The organism is Streptomyces sp. NPDC006510, from assembly GCF_040611955.1.
Classification (GTDB): domain Bacteria; phylum Actinomycetota; class Actinomycetes; order Streptomycetales; family Streptomycetaceae; genus Streptomyces.
Window position 1 is genome coordinate 1 of sequence record NZ_JBEXPH010000115.1, and the last position, 21,167, is coordinate 21,167.

At 69.3% G+C, this 21,167-nt stretch carries 15 protein-coding genes and 2 pseudogenes; 11 read left to right on the plus strand and 6 right to left on the minus strand.

Features of this window, described 5'->3' with window-relative positions; translation table 11 throughout:
* Window positions 1–80: 80 nt before the first annotated feature.
* Together ltrA and ABZY11_RS28615 are read right to left on the minus strand one after the other, a co-directional pair.
* A complete protein-coding gene (gene ltrA, locus ABZY11_RS28610) occupies window positions 81–1,256 on the minus strand; it encodes a group II intron reverse transcriptase/maturase (RefSeq protein ID WP_356481899.1) in 1,176 nt (391 codons plus the stop codon).
* A gap of 123 nt (window positions 1,257–1,379) precedes the next feature.
* Window positions 1,380–1,817 (minus strand): LysE family translocator, encoded by a 438-nt coding sequence (locus ABZY11_RS28615; protein WP_356481900.1) that lies wholly within the window; start codon window positions 1,815–1,817, stop codon window positions 1,380–1,382.
* Between the two features lie 123 nt (window positions 1,818–1,940).
* Between ABZY11_RS28615 and ABZY11_RS28620 the strand changes: the two genes are divergently transcribed.
* The 4 genes and pseudogenes from ABZY11_RS28620 to ABZY11_RS28635 all read left to right on the plus strand — a co-directional run bounded on the left by ABZY11_RS28620 (window position 1,941) and on the right by ABZY11_RS28635 (window position 7,719).
* The gene (locus ABZY11_RS28620) at window positions 1,941–2,447 is read left to right on the plus strand and encodes a hypothetical protein (protein WP_356481901.1); all 507 of its coding nucleotides are present in this window, start codon (window positions 1,941–1,943) and stop codon (window positions 2,445–2,447) included.
* Between the two features lie 601 nt (window positions 2,448–3,048).
* Entirely contained in the window at window positions 3,049–4,914 is a 1,866-nt protein-coding gene (locus ABZY11_RS28625) for a hypothetical protein (RefSeq protein ID WP_356481902.1), read from the plus strand.
* Window positions 4,915–5,018: 104 nt separating this feature from the next.
* Window positions 5,019–6,500 (plus strand): IS1182 family transposase, encoded by a 1,482-nt coding sequence (locus ABZY11_RS28630; protein ID WP_356481916.1) that lies wholly within the window; start codon window positions 5,019–5,021, stop codon window positions 6,498–6,500.
* A gap of 215 nt (window positions 6,501–6,715) precedes the next feature.
* Window positions 6,716–7,719: pseudogene (locus tag ABZY11_RS28635) on the plus strand (IS5 family transposase).
* Window positions 7,720–7,738: 19 nt separating this feature from the next.
* Here ABZY11_RS28635 and ABZY11_RS28640 read toward each other — a convergent pair.
* A pseudogene (locus ABZY11_RS28640) lies at window positions 7,739–8,365 on the minus strand (TniB family NTP-binding protein); the annotation flags it as partial.
* 438 nt (window positions 8,366–8,803) lie between these two features.
* Window positions 8,804–9,538, minus strand: coding sequence for an IPT/TIG domain-containing protein (locus ABZY11_RS28645; protein WP_356481903.1), 735 nt, complete (start codon window positions 9,536–9,538; stop codon window positions 8,804–8,806).
* 466 nt (window positions 9,539–10,004) lie between these two features.
* Here ABZY11_RS28645 and ABZY11_RS28650 point away from each other — a divergent pair, with 466 nt between their 5' ends.
* The 7 genes from ABZY11_RS28650 (at window position 10,005) to ABZY11_RS28680 (ending at window position 19,205) form a co-directional block, all read left to right on the plus strand.
* Window positions 10,005–11,627 (plus strand): IPT/TIG domain-containing protein, encoded by a 1,623-nt coding sequence (locus ABZY11_RS28650; protein ID WP_356481904.1) that lies wholly within the window; start codon window positions 10,005–10,007, stop codon window positions 11,625–11,627.
* A 683-nt stretch (window positions 11,628–12,310) separates the two neighbouring features.
* Window positions 12,311–12,517, plus strand: coding sequence for a hypothetical protein (locus ABZY11_RS28655; RefSeq protein ID WP_356481905.1), 207 nt, complete (start codon window positions 12,311–12,313; stop codon window positions 12,515–12,517).
* A gap of 426 nt (window positions 12,518–12,943) precedes the next feature.
* Window positions 12,944–13,819 (plus strand): MurR/RpiR family transcriptional regulator, encoded by an 876-nt coding sequence (locus ABZY11_RS28660; protein WP_356481906.1) that lies wholly within the window; start codon window positions 12,944–12,946, stop codon window positions 13,817–13,819.
* Between the two features lie 354 nt (window positions 13,820–14,173).
* Entirely contained in the window at window positions 14,174–15,061 is an 888-nt protein-coding gene (locus tag ABZY11_RS28665; RefSeq protein ID WP_356481907.1) for an NAD(P)-dependent oxidoreductase, read from the plus strand.
* Window positions 15,058–16,614 carry an aldehyde dehydrogenase family protein gene (locus ABZY11_RS28670; protein ID WP_356481908.1) on the plus strand — a complete coding sequence of 519 codons (1,557 nt, stop codon included), beginning with the start codon at window positions 15,058–15,060 and terminating at the stop codon, window positions 16,612–16,614. Before ABZY11_RS28665 ends, ABZY11_RS28670 begins: the two co-directional genes overlap by 4 nt.
* A 9-nt stretch (window positions 16,615–16,623) precedes the next feature.
* Window positions 16,624–17,850, plus strand: coding sequence for an amidohydrolase (locus ABZY11_RS28675; RefSeq protein ID WP_356481909.1), 1,227 nt, complete (start codon window positions 16,624–16,626; stop codon window positions 17,848–17,850).
* Window positions 17,847–19,205: a DUF3100 domain-containing protein gene (locus ABZY11_RS28680; protein ID WP_356481910.1), complete on the plus strand. Its 1,359-nt coding sequence runs from the start codon at window positions 17,847–17,849 to the stop codon at window positions 19,203–19,205. The genes ABZY11_RS28675 and ABZY11_RS28680 overlap by 4 nt, the downstream gene beginning before the upstream one ends.
* A gap of 330 nt (window positions 19,206–19,535) precedes the next feature.
* Here ABZY11_RS28680 and ABZY11_RS28685 read toward each other — a convergent pair whose 3' ends face one another.
* Window positions 19,536–19,826 carry a hypothetical protein gene (locus tag ABZY11_RS28685; RefSeq protein WP_356481911.1) on the minus strand — a complete coding sequence of 97 codons (291 nt, stop codon included), beginning with the start codon at window positions 19,824–19,826 and terminating at the stop codon, window positions 19,536–19,538.
* 546 nt (window positions 19,827–20,372) lie between these two features.
* Window positions 20,373–21,143: a methyltransferase domain-containing protein gene (locus tag ABZY11_RS28690; RefSeq protein ID WP_356481917.1), complete on the minus strand. Its 771-nt coding sequence runs from the start codon at window positions 21,141–21,143 to the stop codon at window positions 20,373–20,375.
* Window positions 21,144–21,167: the final 24 nt, after the last annotated feature.

The following is a 21,167-nucleotide window of genomic DNA, read 5'->3' on the forward strand; positions in this document are numbered from 1 at the left end:
TCGGACACGCACTCGTTCTGCCACCCGGACAGAATGACGCCCACGCGCCGTCCACCACAGCACCCGGACGGCGCGTCACATCACAACAGGGCAAACGTTGCCTGATGCGGCACTAGCCGCTCGTGGACGTAGCCGTCGACGGCGTTGAACTTCCGCCCGGAGTTCCCGTTGCGGAAGTATGCGGCCCAACCCCGCAGGACGGGGTTGATGTCGGCCACCACGGCGGCCACCGGCCGTTCGGTCCGGGAACTGGAGGTAGCGGCGCGAATCTTGTCCCGCAGCACCCCCAACGCCCTGACCGAGGGCCAGCGTTGCAGATAAAACCTGCCCCGCCGCTTCCACGACTCCACTTTGCGGTGATGGAAGCCGAGGAAATCGAAGCCCTGCCCGCCTTCACGAAGGCAGACGATGCCGGTCTTCTCGGGGTGCAGTCGCATCCCGAGCCCACCCAGCACCGTAGCCGCCAGTTCGCGCGCCTGCTCAGCGCGCTGCCTGGTCGGCGACAGGACCACGAAGTCATCGCAGTAGCGCACCAACTCCCCCAACCGCTGCCCCTGTTCCTGCCACGCCTCGTCGAGGACGTGCAGGGCGATATTGGCGAGCAAGGGGGATATCGGTGAGCCCTGTGGGGTTCCCGCCCCGGTCGGGGAGGTCACCCCGCCCTCCAGCACTCCCATCCGCAGCCACGCCCGGATCAGCTTCAGCATCGACCGGTCGACCACGTGCCTCGCCAACTGAGCGACGAGTGCGTCATGATCAATCGTCCCGAAACAGTCCCGGATATCGGCCTCCAACACCCACTCCCGTCCTTGGTTCGCAGCCACGCGCACAGCCTCGCACGCGTCGATCGCGGACCTCTGGGGCCGGAACCCATAGCTCGCGTCGGTGAACCCGGCCTCGAAAACCGGTTCGAGAACCAGCTTCGCGGCCGTCATCACCACCCGGTCCGCCACGGTGGGGATCGAGAGCGGCCGAAACTCCCCTGGCCGCCCCGGCTTGGGTATCTGGACCCGTCGCAGCGCCGACGGACGATACGTATGCGTCCGCAACTGCTCCGACAGGTTCTGGAGGAACACGTCCACCCCGGAGGCGGCCACTGCGTCGACGGACAGGCCGTCCACGCCCGGCGCGCCCCGGTTCGCACACACGACCGACCATGCCCGCCACAAGACGTCCATGCGGTGGACGTGGCCATACAGGGCATGGAAGCATCGTTCGGGTTCTTGCTTGGCACAGCGGTAGAGCGTCCACTGCAAGGTTCGGACCTTGTCCAGAGGCCGGCCGCCCAGTCCTGCGGGGCCTTCCTCCCGGCGGATGGATCTAGGAGCGTGTCTCAGTAACCAGCGACCCGCGCAACGTTTCGAGTATCCGCTGCGTTGTCACACGTCATTCCCGGTGAGAGTCAGACGGACGCCGAGGCCGACCATCACCGTCCCGGACACTGCACCAATCGCGGACAGGCGGTGGGGCGACCCACGGAACCAGCCACGTGCCGTCCCGGCCAGGAGCCCCCAGGCCGAGTCTGAAACCAGAGCGACAGCGGCGCAGACGATGTCGAGGAGCAGGAGTTGCGGCGTCACGTGCCCTGCCGAGCGGTTGACGAACTGGGGCAGCACGGCCGAGGAGATCAGGAAGCCCTTCGGATTGCTCACTCCGACGACGAAACCCTGCCGGACGATGCGCCGCACGTTCGTGGGTGGCCGTTGCTGCGCGTCCGTGACGGCCGGTTCCCGCGGAAGCAAACCGGTGCACATCGCCGATTCTCCGCGATCAGCACCGCCGCCAGAGTGGTGCCGATGCCGGACAACTGCGGCCACCCGGCAGGGTCGGCGTGCGTCGGGACGTTCGTCGCCGATGCTGAAAGCGGTTGATCACATACGTCGGGCCTGCGTAGACTCTTTGGCTTCGTGCACCGGTGACGGGCGAGTGGAGGGCGACACGTGACCCTGGCGGAGAAGGTCGAAAAGCGGTTGGCCAGCGAGCTGTTGCCGGGGGAACACGTGGTCTACGGCGTCCTCGGCTTCAGGACCGGCGGAGTGCGTAAGACCATGGTCGGCGGTGCGCTCGGGATCGCCGGAGTGGCTGGCGCGGCGGCTATGGGGATGGCTACAAGGCGCGGGGGGGCCGATGTTCCCGCAACGGCACTGCCGCTCCCCGGCCGGTTCATCGTTGGGCTCACCGATCAACGCTTGCTGGTCTTCTCGATCGGGGGCGTCTTCGTCGGCAAGCCAAGGAAGCTGCTGCACGCCTTCGCCCTGGACCGGATCGTCTGGATGTCCGAGCCGGAACTGATCACCGGTGTGGCGCAGGCGCTCCGGGTCTCCTTCGGGATGGCAGGCGAAGGGGTGTTGAGCTTCGAGTTTCCGAGGCTGCAGGTTGCCGATGCCCGCAACATGGTCAATCGGATCAGGCGCAGCCTGCCCGACGAGCAAGAGACTACGGAGTAGGCGGAGCCGGCCCAGCTGCTGAGCCAGGCCCGCATGCCAGCCAGCCGCTTGCAGAATGTCCGCGGCCGCGGCCAGGTCCGCCTCGCCATTGTCCTGTACGGCAGTGGTTCGTCCCGGAAGTCCTTCGGGCGGCCGACTTCGTAACCGTCGGCACTACCCGAAGTGGCCCCAACGCGTGGCGCCGACATGGCCAAGGCGGCCCGATTCCGGACGTCGGGTGTTGCGACGTTCATTACCCGAGGAATCGGGCGGGGCACGGACTCACCGAGCAGGGCAGCACCTTACTTGATTCCGCCCCCAGCCCAGCGGCACTCTCCGACATCACTTCCGGCTGGCGAAGACGCCGGCTTCAGCGCGGGCAGCCGCGGTGGCCGGGGCCTCCAGACCCCGGCGAACTCTGAGAAGGCGAGGGCGAGCGCCCCGGCGAGTGCGCAGACCGCGGCGGGGAGTCGACGTTGTTGCCAGAAATTCGCGAAACGCACCCAGTGCGCGCCCTCCCCTGACTCGTGGCACGCCTCGCGCCCCTGGCCGACGGGCCGTTGCCGGGCCGGAGTCGTCGGGGGGATCATGAGGGTCAGGGGAATGGACGGGGAGGGATGCCGTGGGCGCGGTGGGCGCGGTGGGCCGGCGGGGTGCGCAGCGGGGCGGCTGGGACGATCCGGGGCCCGGCAAGGGGCTGCCGAACGTGGTGTTCTGGGGCGGCGCGGCGTGCTTCCTGGCCGCGGTCGCCTGGTTCTGCGTGATGATCGGCTGGTCCCGGGTGTGGGCCGAGTCCTGGTGGCAGCCCGTCTGCCTGGCTGGCGGGGGGATCGCCGTGTCCGCCGTTGAGGGAGTGATCGGGCGGCGCACATGGCGGATCGAGCGCTTCCTCGCCTACCGGGAGATGCTGGAGAACCCGGCGCCGGGGGTGGCCGACCCGGGTGCGGAGGATCCCAGCGTGTTCCGGCTGCTGTCGCCCCTGCACAGTCCCGTGCCCTTCCGCGACCGCGACGACGAGCTGGCCCGGCTGCGGCGCTGGTGCGAGGACGGGACCGACACGCCGGTCATGCTGCTCGCCGGTGACCGCGGCGTCGGCAGGTCGCGGCTGGCGCTGGAACTCGCGCGGGCGCTCGGTGAGGAGTGGACCGCCGGACGGCTGCTGCGCGTCTCCGAGCACGAGCTGTTCCCGGCGCTGCGCGACCGGGGCAGGCCCGCGCTGGTCGTCGTGGACGAGGCCGACCTGCGCTCCGACGTCGACAGCCACCTGCACTCCCTCGTGCGCGCGACCGTCGTCCCGCTGCTGCTGGCGTTCGATGCGCGCCCGCGGGACACGCCGCCGGTGCGCCTGTTGTTCGTCGTGGGCCACGCGGAGCGCTTCCGCGCGGTGGTCCGCGAGGAACTGGACTACTCCCGCGGCGGCCCCGACCTGCTCCACCTCCTCGCCGACGCACCCGTCCTGCGTCTCGCGCCGCCGGCGCTCGACCGTGCCGCTCTGGCCGAGCGCCAGGCGGTGGCCCTGGCCGCCTTCACCGCCGCCCTCGGTGGCGGCACCGGCGCCGGGCGGACCGACAGCGCCGTCGCCGCCCCGGTCGACATCCCCGTCCTGCCCGGCCGGACCCCGCTCGACCTGCACGCCCAGGCCCTCGTCAGCGCGCTGACCGGGACCCCGCTGCCCGCTGTCCCCCGGCCCCTCGAGGAGGTCGCCGGGGTCCTCTTCGAGCACGAGCGCGGGCGCTGGCGGCGCTCGGCCGCGTCCTTCACCGCTCCCGGCGTCCCCGCCCTTCCGGGGCTGTCCGACCATCCCGGCCTGCCCGAACGCGTCATGCTCGCCCTGCTGTCAGCGGGCCATCGGCAGTACGTCACCGCCGCGCACGTCCTCGAACGCCTCCCCGAGTTCGCGGGGTCGGCTGCGGAGGGGGCCCGGTCCGCGACGTGGGCCTGGGTGAACTGGGCCCTCGCGCTGCACGGCGGGACGCCTGCGCCCGCGCGCATGGCGGAGCCCTGGATCGGACCGGAGACCTTCACCCACTGGTTCGTGACGACACGGCTGCACGCCGATCCGGAGCTGTTCGACCGCCTCCAGACAGGGCTGGACGGGCACCGCTCCGAGCACCTGGCGGGCGTACTGTCCCGGGCCTGCGAGGACTTCTCCGGGGCGGGCGAGCTGCTGCGGCGGTACGTCGCCCACTACCCCTCGGCTCATGGCTACAACGCCGTGCGCGGCGCCAGGGTGCTCGCCCGCCCCGAGCGGGTGGACCCCTGGATCGCCGAGGGTCTGCGCGCTTCGCGGCAGGGGTTCCGGCCCAGCTTCAGCGCGCCGGTCTCGCGCGATCTGTACACGCTGCTCCTGCAGGCCCGGCCCGAAGTGGTACCGCTGTCCCACGCCGTGCTGGCCCGCGCGTACCGGCGCGCCCGCCGGGCCGAGGAGAAGCAGGAACGACGGCGCAGAAGGGAACTGCGCGGCCGCGGGCGCGGTTCGCGCGCCTGACATCCGCCCCGGCCGTGCCACCTCTTACGAAGTCATGTGGTCAACCCGCCCGTATCTCGCGGTCTTCTCTGCGGCATGATCCCGGTATGCATGGCGGGGATGGGCTGTTCGAGGTCGAGCCGGGCGGGAAGAAGCGGCCGCAGCATCGTCCGGCGGCGGTGGACAAGACGTTCCGGGCGTTCGACCCGCACCAGGTCCTGCTGCTGCCGCCGTCGCTGGACGACTGGCTGCCCGAGGATCATCTGGCCCGGTTTGTCGCCGACCTGGTCGACGAGGTACTCGACCTCTCACCGATCCTGGTGGACTACACCGAAAAGCGCGGCTTCCCGCCGTATGACCCGCGGCTGATGCTGCGGCTGCTGATCTACGGCTACACCACCGGCATCCGCTCCTCCCGGGCGATCGAGCGCCGGTGCGTGGACGATGTCGCGTTCCGTTTCCTGGCCGCTGGCCAGGCTCCGGACTTCCGGTCGATCGCCCGGTTCCGCCGCCGCCACCTGGACGCCCTCGCGGACCTGTTTCTCCAGTCGCTGCACCTCGCGCAGAAGCTCGGCATGGTCAAGATGGGCCGCGTCGCCCTGGACGGCACGAAGCTGGAGGCCAACGCTTCCAGGCACAAGGCGATGAGCTACGGCCGCCTGGTCGACAAGGAAGAGCGGATCGAGGCCGAGATCGCCGAACTGGAGGCCAAGGCTGCCACTTTGCTGGCCGACGCCGAGCACGTCGACACCGCCGAGGACCAGGCCTCCGGCGTCGACGGCAAGGACACTGACCTGCCCGCGGAGCTGGACCGACGCGAAAAGCGGCTCGCCCGGCTGCAGGCCGCCCGCACGCAGATCGAGGCCGAGGCCGCCGAGATGGCCCGCCGCCACGCCGAGGACAAAGAACGCCGCCGACAGGACCGCACCGGCGTCAGCGACGATCAGGCCGTCACCGACGCGGGCGAGCAGGCCGCCGCGAAGGCGAGGCCCAAGCCGAAGGCCCAGGCCAACTTCACCGACCCCGACTCGCGGATCATGAAGAACAGCGACGGCGCCTACATCCAGGCCTACAACGCCCAAGCCGTCGTCGATGAGAAACACCAGGTCATCACCGCCGCCGACGTCACGACCAACCCCTCGGACGCGCTGAACTACACCAGCATGCTCGACCAGTCCGCCGCCAACACCGGTCACCACGCCAAGCAGGCCCTCGTCGACGCCGGCTACTGCTCCGAGAGCAACCTGGAAGCCGCCCAAGAGCGCCAACTGGCATGCGGCACCGACACGTTCATGGCCACCGGCCGCCTGGCCCACGACGAACAGGTTCCGCCCGCACCACGCGGACGCATCCCCAAGGACGCCACCGTGAAGGAGCGCATGGCCCGCAAGCTGCGCACCAAGCCCGGCCGGGCCGCCTACAGCCGCCGAAAGGCCATCGTCGAACCCGTCTTCGGCCAGATCATGACCTGCCACCACGGCCGCCAGCTACTCCTGCGCGGCGAGGACGGTGCCCGAGGCGAGTGGCGCCTGCTGGCCGCCTGCCACAACTTCCGCAAGATCTTCCGACACGCCAGGTCGACTGGCCTCGCCGCGGCGATCGCCTGACCGACCCGGCCGTCAACCCTCGTCCAGTCAATTCCCGAACCGGAAAGACCGGCCACCGCCGCAGGACAAACCGGCCAGGCGACCGGGCGATCCCAGCAATCACGCCCCCGATCCGTTGCCCGTTACTGACACACGCTCCTAGGGTGCGTATCGAGTCGTGATCAATCTGCGGGATGTGCCTTCGTGGCACGGTCTGGTCCGGTAGACCGTCGTACGTGACGCGAGTGCAACTGACCGATCCGGAGTGGGAGTTCATCGAGCCGTACCTGCCGATCGGCGAGTACGGCCCGTATCCCGAGCGGCTGCGGCAGCAGTTCGAGGGCGTGATCTGGCGGTTCAAGACGGGCGGCCAGTGGCGGGAGATGCCGGCAGAGTTCGGTGCATGGTCGACCGTCCACAACCGCTTCCGGCAGTGGCGTGACGCCGGGGTCTTCGAGGCCCTGCTGGAGGGCCTGATCGCGGAAGCCGCCAAGCGCGGTGAGGTGGACCTGTCCCTGGTCAGCATCGACTCCACCACCGCCCGTGCCCACCACGACGCGGCCGGGATGCACCTCGACGAGGACGTCGTCACCGCCCTGGAGAAAGCCGCCGCCAAGGAGGAGAGGGCCAGGTCAAAGGGGGCGGCCTCGAAGAACAAAGCGGGCAGGAGACCGAAAGCGATCCCGCGCGGGAAGAACGACGACGCGTCCGGCGCCGGCGCAAACTCCGGCTGAAGGCCGCCCTCCTCGGACGCTCCAGAGGCGGGCAGACCAGCAAGGTCCACCTCGCCGCCGACCGCAAGTGCCGCCCGCCGGCGTTCATCCTGACCGCGGGCCAGGCAGCGGACAGCCCACAGTTCATCCCCGTCCTGAAGAAGGTGCGGGTGCGCGGGCCCGTCGGCCGTCCCCGTACCCGGCCGGACGGGGTCGCCGGAGACAAGGCTTACTCGTCTCGCGGCAACCGTGCCCACCTGCGCAAAAGCCGTATCAAGGCGGTCATTCCGGAGAAGAGGGACCAGGCCGCCAACCGGAAGAAGAAGGGCAGTGGGGGCGGCAGGCCCGTCAGTCACGACACCGAGCTCTACAAGGAACGGAACACCGTCGAGCGGGCGATCAACAGGATGAAGGCATGGCGAGGCATTGCGACCCGCTACGACAAGACCCCGGGGAGCTACCTCGCCGGACTCCACCTCCGGGCCTCGATGATCTGGATCAAGGACCTCACACGAGCAGCCCCTTGATCACAACCAAATACGCTCCCTAGTGGCACCGGCTGTGTTTTTGCTGTTCAGAGGTGTTTTGCCTGGTCAGCGTTGTGGTGGTTTCCGGCTTGTTCCGGTGGTGGGTTTCGGCGAGGTGATCAATACGGATCTGGTCGAGGCTGGTCTTCGTGATGCGTTCGCTGCCGTTGAGGATCGCGGTGATCGCGGCTTGGCGTAGGAGCTGGGGCAGACTTCCGATCCGGCCCGCGGTCCGCTGGTGAAGGTAGGACGCGTGGCGGGGGAGGGGCTCTACCCGGTGCGCGCGGAGATCGAGCGCGGTTTCCACTGCCGTGATCAGCTCTTTGAACGGCTCGTGCTTCCCGAGCCGCGCCGGGAACGCTCCGCATTCCACCGGGCTGGCGAGTGCGGCGAGTTGCGCCCCACGCGCACCGCTGAACAGGGCGGTCGTGGTGACGTCGATGCCCGCGTACACGAACGTCGCCCTGATGCGTTCGGTCAGGTCTTTCAGGAGGTCGGCGGTCTCCGCACCGGTGGTGGTGCGGAGATTGAGGCGGTGGATTTCGTCGATTACGACCAGGCGCACGCCCCCACGGTTGTAGGTATGGCAGACAGCGTCGGTGATCTGTGCCTGCGTCATCCGGGCGGTGACGGGGATGCCGAGGAAGCCGACCTCGCCACACCCACCGGGGACTTCCGCTACGGCGCCCTCAGGGGCGATACCGGCGAAGACCCGCGGGAGCCGTACGAGACCAACCTCGCTCACGCAGGGCCGGCACCTACCGACTGCGCCTGCACGCCCGGGGCCGGGACATCAACCCCGATGGCGTGCAGGACGAGGACGAGCCGATCGCAGAGCACCACCTGCTCCAGGTCTGGCCGAAGCGCACCACATGGACCAGCCACCGCGATCGCCCGCCTTCTCCTGCCTTGGAGAAGGTCCGCATTGTGCGCCTGGCCGCAGAACGAGCGCCCGGGCGATCCGGTTTATGGTGAAGGGGCTGCTGTTCGTCGGCGAGCGCGGTGCGCCCTTCCGCCGCTCGGCCTTCGACCGGGAGTGCACCGGCAACACCCTGTTCGGGAGCTCGCTGCACCTGGGCCGGGCTCAGCCGGGGCTGACGGTGTACGTGAACGTCTGCGAGGAGTCGCTGCCCCCAGTGCTGGTGACGGTGACGGGGACCGTGCCCGTGCCGCCCGGGGAGTAGGCGACGATGGTGGTGTCGTCGATGACGTTGTAGGCGGCCGAGTCGGGGCCGTACGACACGTCCACGACATCGCTCAGATTGGTGCCGATGATGGTGGAGGCCGTGCCGCCGTAGTCCGGTCCGGTGGTGGGGGTCAGGCTGGTCACCGTCGGAGCGCCTACATAGGTGAAGGTGAGCCCGTTGGTGGTACCGCCAATCGTCGTGACGCTGACTCCGACGGTCTGCGGAGTGGTTACGGGCGGCACCGTGACGTCCAGTGTGGTGTCGTTCACGACCGTGGGAACGACGGAGTTGGAGCCGAAGGACATCGACGTGGCGGTCGTCAGACTCGAACCGGTGAGGGTGATCGGGATGCCGCCGAGCGGTCCCATGGTCTCACTGAGGCTCGATTTGGACGGGAACGGGATGTAGTAGTACCAGACCGGGGCTGTCGTTCCGCCCGGCGTGGTGACGATGACCTGGACCGCGGCGTTGTTCGATGGTGCGACAGCGGTGATCTGGGTGGCACTGTCGACCGTGAAACTGGCCGACTTGGTACCGAACTTCACGCTGGTGGCGCCCGTGAAGTTCGTTCCGGTGATGACGACCTGGTTACCACCCGAGGTGGGTCCCTGGTTCGGGTTCAGAGTGACCATGAGGCTTCTCCTTCGCGCTGGGTGCTTTCTTCTCCGGGAAGGCCGCCCCGCATGCGGGAGCACGAATGGGCCTATTGGGCCTCGGCGCCATTTCAATGAAGGTGGATTCTCGTGCAGGGCACCCCTTGTATTAAGAAATTGAAGCAGGCGTTCCACGGATGGAGCAGGGTTCATATGATGCACTGAGTGGCGAATACTGAATTACTTCCTGGTGGTCAAATGTGCGCCCGCGTGCTCCGGTTGACCACTTACGTCGAGTCGCGGCGGATGGGACGATCCGGGGACACGTGGAATCCACTCCTGAAATCGCGGGCGCCAGGTTATTGAATCTCAGGGCATGAAATCCTCAAATCGCTCTGACACTCACTGAATTCGGGAGTCCGGTCGAGAGGAGCCAGCATGTCCGTCAGTAAAGCCCCGCCGGCAGCCCAGGAGCTCGGGAGTTCCGTCCGCCGCCCTGTCGCTGGTGGCCGACGTCGACACCATCCCGGTGGGACCGGCACCCCACTCCATCGCCATGCGGCCCGACGGGCTGCGCTCCTATGTGACCAACTCGGGTACCGACACGTTGAGCGTGATCGACACCGTCGCCGGCGCCGTCGTCACCACCATCGAGGTAGGGGCCGGCCCGTGGGCCGCGGCGGTCGCCCCCGACGGCCAGTACGTCTACGTGACCAGCCCCGGCTCGGGGACCGTCGGCATCGTCGGCACGGCCACCGACACCCTCGTCGGTACCGTCAGCGGCCTCACCGCGCCGCGCGGACTGGCCGTCACCCCCGACGGAGCCCGCCTCTATGTCGCGAACTCCGGTGGCGACACGGTGAGCGTCATCAGTACGGCCACCAACACCGTCACCGGCACCATCACCGTGGGGAACAGCCCCCAGGCGATCACCATCCGTCCCGACGGTCTGCGCGCCTACGTCAGCAACTCCGCCAACGGCACCGTGAGAGTGATCAACACGGTCAGCAACACCGTCGTGGCCACCGTGACCGGGTTCAACGTGCCCCTGGGCATGGCCGTCACCCCCGACGGGGTCAACGTGTACGTCGCGAACTCCGGTGGCGACACGGTGAGCGTCATCAGTACGGCCACCAACACCGTCACCGACACGGTCACCGTCGCGAGCAGCCCGGTCTATCCGACCGCCTCCCCCGACGGGACGCTCGTCTACGTGTCGATGACCGGCGCGGACTCGCTGACGGTGATCAACCCGAGTAGCAACATCGTCACCGAAACGATCCCGGGATTCGTCGGGCCCCACGAGGTGGCGACCACACCGGACGGGGGTTACCTCTATGTCGTCAACCACGGCGACAACACGGTCGGCGTCCTGAGAAGGCCGGCCAGCATCTCCCCGAGCAGCGGCTCCCGTGGCGGCGGAACGACTGTGACCATCAAAGGCAGGGGCTTCCTCGGGACCACCGCCGTGCGCTTCGGTATCCGGCCGGCCAGGAACGTCACCGTGGTAAGTGACACCATGCTGACCGTCGTCACCCCTTCCGCCATCCGATCTGCCGTACCGGTGACCGTGACTGCCAGCGGCGGAACAGCCATCATCGGCCACTTCTACTACCGTCGGCTGCCCGTCGTGAGCCAGATCTCGTCCTCCTCCGGATCGACGAACGGGGGAAACGTCGTCACCCTCACCGGACTCAGGTTCATCGGTGTCAAGTACGTATGGTTCGGCGCCGTCCAGGCGGCTGCCACCGTCCGGTCGGACACCGAGCTCACCGTCACCGTCCCACCGTCGGCCCTCGCCCACACCGCCCCCGTCTACACGGTCAACGCGGGAGGCGTCTCCAACAGCCTCGCCTACACCTACGTCGGCAGCCCCACGATCACCAGCATCAGCCCGACCTCGGGGCCGCGGACCGGAAGCCGTATCGTGAACATCAACGGCACGTTCCTGTCCCAGGTCACCACCATCACCTTCGGCGGCGTCCCGGCCCTCTCGTTCAAGGTCATGTCCGCCATCAAGGTTCAGACGGTGACACCACCGAGGTCCACCCCAGGGCCCGTGGCCGTGGTCGTGCAAACCTCCACCGGCGCCACGGCCGCCTCCCCCGTTCCGTACACGTACACCTGACAGCAGCCGACCGAGCGGGCTCGGGGCTCGCCAGTCCCGTCGCCACGGAAGCAGTGCGCCGGACGCAGCGCCAACGGCGTTCACAGAGCTGCAGTGGCCTTCCGGAGTATGGAGTTGCCCTCCGGTGGTCAGGTTCCAGACGTTGGCAGTCCTGTCGGCGCCGATGGTATTCGCCACAGGACGGCCATCGGGCAACACCGCCGCGGCAACGGCATATGACTGAAGGGGGGCGGCCTGGTCAGCGGGCTGATTCAGTTGCATGGACGGAGCCCGCGTGCCGTTGGAGCAGTGGCTCCGTGATCTGCGTCAAAAGGGCACGACAGGCGGGTCTTCGTGGAGGAGGCGATGTCTGCTTCCGCTGGGTCCCGCTGTCCTGGCACCACCACCGCTTTCCCAGCCCGAGTCCAGTCGAGGGGACTTGTTGGCATTTCCGACGTTCCGACGAGCCCGACACCCAGCATGTGCGGATCCTGCGCGACGCAGTGCCAGTTGACCCCTGACAGAGGATCTTGCTCGTTTGCCAAGTGATCTTGACGACCAGTAGGTTTCTGCCACTTGATCTCGACCGGTGGGTCTCGTCCGGTGAGGGAGACCGTGGCTGTTGCCGCGCCGGCGTACGGCGATGCCGTCCTATCGGCCTTTGAGCTGGGCTTTGCCGAGGGCGGCAGCGCCGTCGGCTGCCGTTGGGTCAGGGCTGGAACCGTCGATTCGAGACGGCCGATCCGGTCCGGGAGTTCCGCTGGTCCAAGGGCGGGGAGAGTTTCGCGGGCTTGTACTACTCGACCACGGTGGGCGCCCACGTGGGCTACGAGTCGTGGCTGGAGCGGGATCGGCTGATCGTGCTGGACCGGGAGCCCGAGGTGGTCGGGATCGCGTCGCAGCCGTTCTGACTGCACTGGCACGACGGGAAGCGGCGGCGCCGGCACGCGCCCGACTACTTCGTACGGCTAGGAAGCAGCCGGGGCCGGGTTGTGGATGTGCGGGCCGGTGACCGGATCGACCGGGCGGCCGCCGAGTCGTTCGAAGAGACGGAGCGGGCCTGCCGCGCGGTCGGCCGGTGTCGGCTTCCTCCAGCCCCTCGTCCTGGAACCGGGCCACAGTCTCAGGGTCGGTGACCACCTCAATCCAGGCGAACGTTTCGAGGACCTCCCGCGCGGAACGCGCTCGGACCCACCACCACAAATCGCCCATGCCGTAGTCGTGCAGAGGAAGGGGCGCTTGCGCGCGTCAGAGGGGTTCCTGCAAATGAAATTGCGATGTACGGTTCTGCAATCACGTTTGCAACATGCTGCGTTTCGTACCAGGGAGCAAGATCTGTGTCCGCACTGCAGAACCACGACCCCGCCGACGGCGGCAGCCAGTGGCTGGGCGACGCCCTGCCCGATGTGCCGCTGTCCAAGGCTCAGGCCCGGGTCGTCGACGTCATCGTCCGCAATCCGCAGCTGTCCTCGTACGCGGAGATCGCGGAGATCGCCGAGCGGGCGGACGTGAACAGTTCGACGGTGGTGCGGGCCGCCCAGACGTTGGGCTACCGGGGCTGGCCGGATCTGCAACGCGAGTTGCGGGCCCGCTACTTGGTGCACATCTCCACCGAGGAGACCCTGACCGAACACGGCGAGCACCGCAGCCCGCTGCACGACTCGCTCACGCACGACATCGAGAATCTGCGCCAGACCCTGGAGAGCAACTCCGCCGCCGACGCGGAGGCGGCCATCGCCACGCTGGCCTCGGCCCGGTCGATCCTGGTGATCGGGGTCGGCTCCTTCGCCGGTCCGGCCAGTGTCATGGCGCACCTCGGCTCCACGATGGGCTACCCCGTCACGCTGGAGAACCGGGCCGGCGTCCATCTGGCGACCGCTGTCAACTGCCTCGGTCCGGGTGACGTGCTCGTGGTCGTCAACATGTGGCGGTCCATGAAACAGATCATCGTCGCAGCCGACGCGGCCCGTGCGGCGGGCGCCACGGTGGTGGCGATCACCGACATGCGGCGCGGCCGGCTCGCCACCTCCATCGCCCACCATCTGCTGATCGTGCCGTCGGAGGGCATCTCCTTCTTCCAGTCCGTCACGGCCGCCACCTCGGTGGTCTACGGACTTCTCGCCGGCATGCAGACGGCTCAGCCCGAGCGCAGCCGTGCCGCTATCCGCCGCACCCAGCAACTCTGGAAGGACCTGGACGTCTACCTCGACTGAACCGCTCTCCCCCCGTCGCGCCGTGTGGACGTCCGATCCGGTCCGCGCGGTCGGCGACACTCCGCAGCACAGCCCATATCGGGCGGCGCGCCCACCGGCTGTCGCCGCCGTACCGCACACGCTCCCACGCCGCCCGACCGGTGCCGCCTTCGGAGTGCCGGTGGCCTACGCGCCTTTCAACACACCTCTTTCACTGCCGCGTGTGTGCGCTGACCGCGCCGACGGGCCTGCCCCGGCTGCCCCTTCCCAAGGTCTGTCGGGGCCCACCTGAACACCGTTTCCCCGGGCCGGCGAGGCCCGTCTCCCCGGCCTCGCTCGTGTCCATACGCACGTCCCCTCATGACAGGAGCACTGATGAGCAAGCACATCGCCGTTGTCGGCCTCGGCTCGATGGGCGGTGCCATGGCTTCCGCCCTGCTGCGGGCGGGGTGGCAGGTGCGCGGATACGATCCGGCGCCCGCCGCCCGGTCCGCCGCCGCAAAGGAGGGTGTGGAGACCGTCGAGGACCTCGCCCAGTTGGCCGGCACGCCCTACGTGGTCCTGTCGCTGCCCTCGGCTCGCGTGGTCGAGGCGACCGTGCCCGTTCTGCTGGCGCGGCCGGGCACGCTCGCCATCGTCGACACCACGACGTCGGAGCCGGGCACGTCCGCCGAGTGCGCGGTCCTCGCGGCGGACGAGGGCGCGGCCTTCGTGGACGCACCTGTCTCGGGCGGCCGTGACGGCGCGGCCGATGGTCGGCTCGCCGCGTTCGTCGGTGCCGACCCTGACGCGCTCGACGCGGCCCGGCCCGTGCTGGACGCACTCACCGGCGGCCAGTACCGCCACCTCGGCGCCCCCGGCTCCGGAAACGTGGTCAAGCTCCTCAACAACGCCCTCGCGGCGGTCAACCTGGTCGCGGTCGGCGAGGCCCTCGCCGTGGCGAAGGCGTACGGCGTCGATCCCTCCGCCGCCGCGGCGGGCATCAGCGGCGCGTCCGGCGCCAGCAAGGCGTCCGCGGCCATGTACCCGAACTGGGTGCTCACCGGCACCTACGACTCCGGTTTCGCCCTGGGACTCATGGCCCGGGACGCCGCACTCGCCGTGGAGACCGCCGGGCAGCGCGGTGAGACCCCGCAGCTGCTGGCCGCCGCCAGCCGCGTCTGGCAGGAGGCCCTGGCCGCGCTCGGCCCCGGCGCCGACTTCACCGAGATCGCCCGCACCGTAGCCCCCTCCCTCACCTCCGAAGGAGCCACCGCAGCATGAGCACCACCACCTTCCCGACGGACCTGAGCACGTCCGGCGCCGTCACCGCCCGTGCCGCTCTCGACGCCGCCTTCCCGCAGGGCCTGGGCTCGTTCGTCGACGGTCAGGTCGTCACCGGCGGCGGCGAGACCGTGCGCCTCACCGCCGCCGCGACCGGAGAGGGCTTCGCCGACTACACCGACGCCGGGACCGAAGGGGCCGACGCCGTGCTGGCCTCCGCCGTCCGCGGGGCCGAGGTCTGGGCCGCGACCGGCCCGTTCGAACGGGCCGCGATCCTGCGCGAGGTCTCCCGGACGATCGGCGAGCACACCGAGGAACTCGCCCTCCTGGAATCCGCCACCACCGGCAAGCCCGTCCGCGACACCCGCGCCGAGGCCGCCAAGGTCGCCGAGATGTTCGGCTACTACGCAGGGTGGGCGGACAAGCTGCTGGGCCACACGATCCCCGTCCCGGGCAACTGGCACACCTACACCGAACGGATCCCCTGGGGCGTCGTGGTGGCCGTCACCCCGTGGAACGCGCCCCTGTTCACGGGCGGCTGGAACTCGGCCGCACCGCTCGCGGCCGGCAACGCCGTCGTCGTCAAGCCCAGCGAGTTCACCCCGGCCTCCACACTGCGGCTGGCCCAGCTGGCCCACCGGGCGGGGCTGCCGGACGGTGTGTTCAACGTCGCCACCGGCCTCGGCGCCACCGTCGGCGCCGCCCTCACCTCCGACTCCCGGGTCGGCAAGGTGTCCTTCATCGGCTCGGTCGCCACCGGCCGCCGGGTGGCGGTCGCCGCGGCGGGCGCCGGTATCCCGACCGTCCTCGAACTCGGTGGCAAGAGCGCCAACATCGTCTTCGCCGACGCCGACCTGGACCGGGCGGCCGACGGCGCCGTGTCGGCCGTCTTCTCCGGAGCGGGGCAGTCGTGCGTGGCCGGCTCCAGACTGCTCGTGGAGCGTTCCGTGTACGCGGAGTTCATCGCGCGCGTGGCCGAGCGAGCATCCCGGCTGCGGCTGGGCGACCCCCTCGACCCCACCACCGAGGTCGGCCCGATCATCACCCAGCCCCAGTTCGGCACGGTCACCTCGCTGATCGAGGCCGGGCTCGCGGGCGGCGCCCGCCGGGTGACCGGCACACAGCTGCCCGCCCGGCTCACCGACTCGGCGCTGGCGAGCGGACGCTGGGTGCCGCCCACCCTGCTGGACGGGGTCACGCCCGCCAACCCGCTGGAGACCACCGAGGTCTTCGGACCGGTGATCGGTGCCGACGCCTTCGACACCGAGGCGGAGGCCATCGCCCGCGCCAACGCCACGAACTTCGGTCTGGCCGGGGCGGTCTGGACCCAGGACGTCGCCCGTGCCCACCATGTGGCGCGCGCCGTGAAATCCGGCACCTTCTGGATCAATGCCTATAAAACCATCCACGTCGCGGTGCCCTTCGGCGGCTTCGGGGACTCCGGACACGGCCGCTCCTCCGGTCCCGGAGTGCTGGACGAGTACACGCAGACCAAGGCCGTCTGGACCCCCACCCGGGCCGCCGGCGCCCCGTTCCCCTCGCTGAGCTACTAGGAGGCACTCGTGGCCACGAAGAATCCCGCCGGCTCCGGCAGCCGGCTCAAGTCCGACACCTCCACGGGTGTGTCGGACTGGCAGGACCGCGTGCTCAGGCTGGCACGCGCCCTGCACGCGCGTCCCGAAGTCGCCTTCCAGGAAACCGAGTCCGCAGCGGCGATCACCGAACTGCTCACCGAGGGCGGGTTCACGGTCGAGCGCGGCACGGGAGGTCTGCCGACCGCGTTCACCGCCACCGCGGGCAGCGGCGAGCTGACGGTCGCGCTCTGTGTCGAGTACGACGCGCTGCCCGAGGTCGGTCATGCCTGCGGCCACAACCTCATCGCCGGCGCCTCGGTGGCCGCCGCGCTGGCCCTGGCCCCGTACGTCGACGAACTCGGCATCACGCTGAAGGCGATAGGCACCCCGGCCGAGGAGCACGGCGGCGGCAAGGCACTGCTGCTGGAGGCCGGCGCGTTCGACGGAGTGGGCCTGGCCCTGATGGTCCACCCGGTACAGGACGGGATCGGCTACAACCCCGCCGGGAGCACCGCGCAGGCGGTCGGCCGGTACCGGGCCGTGTTCCGGGGATGTGCTGCGCACGCCGCAGCCGCACCCCACCAGGGCGTGAACGCCGCCGACGCCGCCACGCTCTCCCAGGTGGCCGTCGGGCTGCTGCGCCAGCAACTGCCGGGCGACCAGCGGGTGGCGCTGTTCGTCTCCGAAGGCGGCGTCGCCACCAACATCATCCCCGAGCGGGCCGTCGTCGACTTCGAGTGCCGGGCATTCACCCTGCCCGAGTACGAGACGCTGCTGAAGCGTGTCCGGCGGTGTTTCGAGGGTGCGGCCCTGGCGACCGGCGCCGAGCTGACCGTAGAGGCCACCGAGCCGCTCTACGAGCCGCTCGTGCAGGACGACGCGCTGGCGGGCTTCTGGACGTCGGCCATGGCTGCCTTCGGGCGGGACGTCACCTCCGGTGACCGGCTCGCCGGCGGTTCGACCGACATGGGCAACGTCAGCCAGGTCATCCCCAGCCTGCATCCGTGGCTGAGCATCCCGGAAGTCGACGTGCCCATTCACTCCCACGCCTTCGCGGCCGTCGCCGACACATCCGTGGCGTACGACATGATGTTCGAGGCGGCCCGTGCCCTCGCCTGGACCGTCGTCGACGCGGCGGGCAACGCCGAGCACCGGCACCGTTTCATCGCCGCGGCCTACCGCCGTGACGTCCGTAAGGAGGCGGTGTCGACATGAGCAGCCTCACCACCGCGGCCAAGGACCGCGTCGCCGGGTCGCGTCAGACCCTGCCGATCGCCGCCCTCGCCCTGGTCATCGCCCTGGTCGTGCAGGCCGTCGGGCAGCTCGACATCGACCTGGGCGTCGGCTCCGTCATCGTCTTCCCCATGGTGTGGGGTCTGATCCTGGGCCTGCTGGTGTCGGTCCAGAAGGTCCGCCCCCTCGGCATCCGTCTCCAGAAAGTGGCGTCCGCGCTCGTCGGCGTGGCCGTGATGCTCCTGGTCGCCCGGCTCGCCTTCAACATCGGCCCCAGCCTGCCGACGCTCGTCAAGGCCGGGCCCGCGCTGCTGCTCCAGGAGATCGGCCATCTACTGGGCACGGTGGCCGTGGCCCTGCCGCTCGCCGTCGTACTGCGCTTGGGCAAGGCCAGGGTCGGAGCCACCTTCTCGCTGGACCGCGAGCCATCCTTCGCGATGGTCTCGGAGAAGTACGGGCCGGACTCCGACCAGTACCGCGGCGTCCTGGCCATGTATGTGTTCGGCACGATGTTCGGAGCGGTGTTCATCACGCTCCTGACCTCGCTGGTGTCGAACTGGAACATCTTCGACCCACTGGCCCTCGCCATGGGCGCCGGCGTCGGCTCGGGATCGATGATGGCCGCGTCCTCGGCCAGCATCGTGGCCGCTTACCCGGGACACGAGGAAGCCATCCTCGGCATGGCGGCGGTGTCGAACCTCATCACCACCATCCTCGGGGTCTACGTGGGCATCTACGTAGCACTGCCGCTGGCGGACCGGTTCTACCGCGTCCTCACCCGCCGTCAGGACACCCGCGCGGCGGAGACGACGACGCCCGACGCCCTCTCCGCCCCGGACGGCCCGACGGACGACGCCGCGAACCGCGCCTTCCGGGAGGAAGTCGCCGCCGCCTCGGGCGAGATCAGGATCCCGTTCTGGCTTTCGCTCGGCGTCCTGACGGTGCTCGGCCTCGGCACCGCCTCCGTCGCGGCCGGCACGATCGGCTGGGACATCGTCGGCGGCTATGCCGTGCTGCTGGGCCTGGTGCTGCTCGGTCTGTTCCTCGCCAAGGTCAGCCGGAAGATCTCCGCGATTGTGTGGATCACCACGGTGGGCGCGTACGTGTCCAGCCCGTGGTTCTTCGCCTCCGGCAGCCTCAACAGTCTGGTCGGCTCGGTGGACTTTCTGTCCATCGCCACGATCATGCTGACCCTCGCGGGACTGTCGCTGGGCAAGGATCTCCCGTTGCTGCGCCACATCGGCTGGAAAATCATCCCGGTTGGGCTCGTCGCGATCACCGCTTCATTCCTGCTCTCGGTAGTGATCGCCGAGTTCACCCTCGGCGCGTGGGGCTGACTCCCCCCTCCACGCCGCAGGCATGACCGTGCGACAGCGCCTCCCCTTGGCCGCCGAGCAGGGGTGGTATGCCGACGCCGACGGGTCCGCGACGTGCCCGGGCTGGGAGACCCGGCCGCAGTCCGGTTCCGGAGCGCAAGCAGTGTTGGGCCTGCACCGCCGCACGGTCGATCTGGCGCAGGGTGCGATGTGTCACTACAGCGTCACGTCACCGAGCACCCCGCCGAAGACGATCTCCAGTCGCCCCAATCCCGCGAACAGAACGGCCCCGTACAGGCACGTGCGGGGTCGTTCTGGCGCCCGAGCCGTCACACAGCCATCGGCGGGCCCTCAACAGCCTGCGGTGACGTTCCCGCAGTACACCCAGCCCGTATTGCCGTTGTCGTTTCTGACGTAGTACCACTTGTTGCCCGCATCGTTGTACGCATAGTGCGACCACCAGACGGGCATGTCCGGGAAGATGACGCCTGTCGACGCGCAAGTAGCGCGGTAGCACTCTCGGATGTTGGCGTACTTGGTGGCCTCTGTGGGCGTCCACGTGGCGGCCTGGGCACTGGTCGAGACGGACAGCGCGACAGCGGCGGCGCCGAAAGCACCAAGAACGGCAGTGCGTTTACGCATGGTGAAAGTCTCCTTCTGGCAGTACGGAACAACCTTGAACACACCGGTGAACGTCGGTTGTACCGTTGTATCCCTTCTGGCTGCAGCTCACTCTGGACGTTCACCGCTGGGAGTGACCAGGGGTTCGCCCTGTCCCGGACATGTCCCGACCGCTGTCCCACCACCGGCTGCAGCCGCATTGACGTGTCCTGTTGGAGTGGCGGCCTGATCCTCGGCGACGCTCGTCGCCGACGGCGTGTGCCGTGACGTGGCGAAGGCGGCGTACACCCACTCCGCCCCGCACCCCGTGCCGGCAGCAGTGGGACTTCTACGGCGGCCCGCTCGTCAGTACCTGCAGCGTCGCCCGCGATGCGGGCCACCTCTTGGGCGCTCCGGGTTCACCGCGCACAGGCGGTGAACCCGGAACGGTGACTACAGCTGATGGGACGCCGCGCGAGGCATCACTCGGCAAGGGTTGCGTGCAGTGGACGTGGCGTGGCCAATCGGCTCGCGGCGCGGGCCTGGACGCAGGGACTCCGACTCGTGCCTGACCGTGTGGTCGCCGTCCTACCGTGGTGCCGTCGCCGCGGCCATGAACATCGGCAGCGCCAGGAAGAGCCGGTCGGCCTCGGCCCGCACACGCTGCTCAGCGATCCAGCTGTCCGACTGCTCGTTCGTGATGGCGCCGGTGGAGCGGGCTCCTTCGGCCAGTCCGGCGAGCAAGGGCAACATTGCCGGTCCGGTGAACACGCCGGTGTGCACCTCGACCGTCATGTCGTCGAAGCCGGCATCCAGGAGCAGGTTGCGGTATTGGCGGGCGGCGCGCGGGCCAGCGGTCAGGTCCGCGCGGGCGTGCACGATGCTGCGGGTGAGGGCCGGATCGTCGGAATCGATGACGATGGTGTCCCAGTCCTGGCCGAGCAGCGTGATTCGCCCTCCTGGCCTGAGAACCCTGCGGGCCTCTGTCAACGCCCGCTCGGGTTCGGCCAGTTCGTGGAACACCTTGTCCGCGCGGTAGCCGTCCACGGAGGAGTCCGCCAGCGCCAGTTCGTACGCTCCCGCTATCCGGAAGTCCGCCTCGGGCCACCGGCCGCGGGCGACCGAGATCATCCGCTCGCTGGGGTCTACGCCGACCGCCTTCACACCCCGTTCGGTCAGTTCTGCAACGGCCCGTCCGGGGCCGCAGCCCACGTCCACGGCGGACATTCCGGGTCCGACGCCGAGCAAATCGTAGGAGCGGGCCCGCAGTTCGTCGGCGCCCGGCAGCCGTTCGGCGGCATCGAGCAGCGTGATGAGGTCGCCCGGCAACTGGCGCGTTTGTTCCGTTTCTTTGGTCATGAGCGCCAGGCTGCGACTTAATGT